Source organism: Streptococcus suis, from assembly GCF_046032535.1.
In the GTDB taxonomy this organism is placed as follows: Bacteria; Bacillota; Bacilli; order Lactobacillales; family Streptococcaceae; genus Streptococcus; species Streptococcus suis_AK.
Genome location: NZ_JARQPL010000067.1, coordinates 1 through 3,087 on the forward strand (window position 1 = coordinate 1; position 3,087 = coordinate 3,087).

Annotated in this window: 4 protein-coding genes; 1 reads left to right on the top strand and 3 read right to left on the bottom strand. The window is 37.5% G+C overall.

What is annotated here, in order from left to right; translation table 11 throughout:
- Window positions 1–147 precede the first annotated feature (147 nt).
- A complete protein-coding gene (locus P7J58_RS11195) occupies window positions 148–1,005 on the top strand; it encodes a hypothetical protein (protein ID WP_408556361.1) in 858 nt (285 codons plus the stop codon).
- Window positions 1,006–1,025: 20 nt separating this feature from the next.
- Here the strand turns inward: P7J58_RS11195 and P7J58_RS11200 are convergent, their stop codons facing one another.
- From P7J58_RS11200 to P7J58_RS11210, 3 genes are read right to left on the bottom strand one after another with little or no spacing between them, the layout of a single operon-like run.
- Window positions 1,026–1,379, bottom strand: coding sequence for an HIRAN domain-containing protein (locus P7J58_RS11200; protein ID WP_002943204.1), 354 nt, complete (start codon window positions 1,377–1,379; stop codon window positions 1,026–1,028).
- A gap of 21 nt (window positions 1,380–1,400) precedes the next feature.
- On the bottom strand, window positions 1,401–2,150 hold the full coding sequence (locus P7J58_RS11205; RefSeq protein ID WP_408556362.1) for a DUF6287 domain-containing protein: 750 nt from the start codon (window positions 2,148–2,150) through the stop codon (window positions 1,401–1,403).
- Window positions 2,151–2,166: 16 nt separating this feature from the next.
- Window positions 2,167–2,925: an SDR family NAD(P)-dependent oxidoreductase gene (locus tag P7J58_RS11210; protein WP_408556363.1), complete on the bottom strand. Its 759-nt coding sequence runs from the start codon at window positions 2,923–2,925 to the stop codon at window positions 2,167–2,169.
- Between the last annotated feature and the right edge of the window lie 162 nt (window positions 2,926–3,087).

Consider the following 3,087-nt stretch of genomic DNA (forward strand, 5'->3'; position numbering starts at 1 on the left):
AAGTTCTACCTTATTTCTTTGTCTCAGTCTAATTTCCAGTTTTTAAGACAGACTAGAACTTACTTTGGGAATTTAGCCTTTATATTTTTGTTTAACGGATTAAACGTTTTTGTGGATTTGAAAAATATTTTTTGTTATACTTGTGTTATGAAAACATCAACACTTGGAAAGTTACTAGAGTTACCAAATTTTCACCACTTCTACACCGTTCCAATTAGAGAAAATACGGAGTCTTCTGGAAATTATATAATTGTTTTTGAACAGGACAAGCAACCTGTATTTGTTGATTTGAAAAATGAGACTGGTCACACTCGTGAGGTACGCTTTGCCAGTCATTTTGACAGCGCCGGTCTTCTGGTTGGATTAGGAGCCATTCCTATCAATTATTGGCCTACCTGCCAGATTCTTGGTGTGAAGAAAAATAATAATCGACGAGGACTTAGTCTATCTAGTCTGATGGATGGTTATGGACGTCTACCTATTTTTAAGGAAATGGCAGAGCGTTATAGAGTGCGTGGGCAGTCAACCATTTATGACCCCTACCGTTATTCGTATACTATTGATGAGAAAAAGGTTATTAAGGATAATCAATTAACCCTTATTCCAAAGAAAGAATACGAAAAGATAAAAGATTTCCATCCTTTTTTGCAAACAAAGCATGGAAATGTTTATGCAGTTCCTTGTTTCTATCAAGACAGAAAACGAAATCAGATTACTAAAATCTATATTATGGGCTGGTACTTTTATGAGAAGCAATTAAAAATATCTTGGAAACCTTCTCATTCTCGTAAAAGCCGCTGGCGTTCTTCGCTTGTTTCAGTAGATAAATTATCGGACCGCTTCTTCTTTCAAGGAGAATTGTATAAAAAAGGAACCTATCCAGTGTTCCTTGAAGACCTCACAATAAAAAATAAGGCCTACCAACATCGCCTGAATAGGGAGTTTGCAGCCTTTTTAAGTATTATTGAAGAACAAAAACGGAGGGCACAGCTCCGTGTTAAGTAGAAAATGGTTAGGTTGGTAAATTACCGACTATCATTTTTACGATTATCTTTTAGTTTTACAACGACTCGAAACTGGCGATCAGGATGATTTTCTGTATTAGACATCTGAATACGTGCCTCTAGAATATCGCCGTGTCCAAAATAGATTAACCGACTGATTAGTGAGTTTTTATCCGATGGAATATATCCTAACTTTGTGCCCTGATAAAAGATTGCTACAGCTTCTGAGTCATGTGGGTTTGACGGCTCTCCGACTAGCTGAACAGGTGTTCCTGGTTTGAGTTGGTCGATTACATCTAGTCCATCATAGTAGGCAAAGGCTGCCAAATGAAAATCTTGAACATTGCGTGTTGGTTCAAATGATGTGAATGTCATGTCTAACCTCCTAGAGAATCATTATGGTTGATAAACAATTTGATAATCTGCATTGATAATGACACCGTTTTGGTAAATAGTGTAACGGGCATTATCATCGCCTTCCAAAATATTATAAGGAATAGATTCGGTGCGCGTGTAGTTACCTTCAATGACGCGCCAATTGTTTTCGCCTAAAATTGAGTTGGCATAATCAATCGTTTTTGGTCCACTATCCAACTGGACGCCTGTTTCAGTATTTTTTAATGGGTCTATACCGCTAGTGGTTGAATTGGTCAAGCGATAATAAACATCTACTATGTCTGCTGCTATTTCTTGGCTTATTACAATCATTCTATCGCGCGTAGAGTCAGTAGTGTCTGTCTCAGTTGTATTTGCTTGTGTTCCTTTGGGAATCATTAATAGTGTTACATCGCCAATCGTTGCGTCTACATAGCCTGTTTCAAAAATTCCATCAGTTATTTTTCCGCGGCCAAGTAAGGATTGGCTATCTGCTACTAATCCTTTGCTATTGAAGACTAGTGAATTTCCTTGGCTATTTTGCCAGGTGCCTAGTATACTATCGTAATTGCCTTGCATTAGAGCATCTATATCCATAGAACTAAGAGAAATCTCACGTTGGATTGTTGATGACGTGCTTGTATTGGCATTAGAAACCTGGGTATCAGCAGTTGAGGTACTTGCGGAACTGCCCTTCTTTTCAGTTTGACAGGCAGAAAGCGACATGATAGTGAGCAAGCCAAGAGCGAGTGCTAAATATTTTCTTTTCATTCTAGCTATCTCCCTTCTAATCTCTATGAATAGTAAATCCAGTTGCCTGCTTGGTTGCCATAATGGTCATATCAGAAATCTGCACGTGTGCAGGTTGATTTGCAACAAATAGAGTACAGTTAGCAATATCAGTTGCTTGAAGAGCATCAATTCCTTGATAGACTGTCGCTGCTCTCTCTTTATCTCCATGAAAACGGACTTGGCTAAAATCAGTCTCAACGATACCGGGTTGTAACGTAGTTACCTTGATATTTTTATCAATCGTGTCAATACGGATCCCGTCTGAAAGCACCTTGACAGCTGATTTGGTTGCAGCATAGACAGCAGCTCCTGCATAGGCGTAAATACCGGCCGTTGATCCAATATTGATAATATGACCCTCATTATTTTCAACCATTTGTGGCAATAACTGACGTGTTACAGTTAGTAATCCTTTAATATTGGTATCAATCATTGTCATCATGTCAGTCAAATCATAGTCTTGGAATTTGTCCAATCCCAATGCCAGGCCAGCATTGTTTACCAAAATATGAATTTGTCCAACTTCTTCTAAGATTTTTTGACAATTTACAATCGTTTGTTCCATATTCGTAACATCAAATGAATGAACTGATACCTGAACATGGTATTGCTTTTCAATATATTGCTTAATTTCTTCTAGTTTGTCCAATCTTCGTCCTGTAATGATGATATTATCACCATTAGCAGCAAACACATAAGCGATTGCTTTGCCAATGCCACTACTTGCACCTGTAATCAATACATTTCGTTTCATCACTCTGTCTCCTATTCTCTTTATTATACTACAATTTTACCTAGTTTGTAAAAATGCTGTAGTTAAAAACTCATCAGATTTCCGATGCTAAATTCCCAAAGTAAGTTCTAGTCTGTCTTAAAAACTGGAAATTAGACTGAGACAAAGAAATAAGGTAGAACT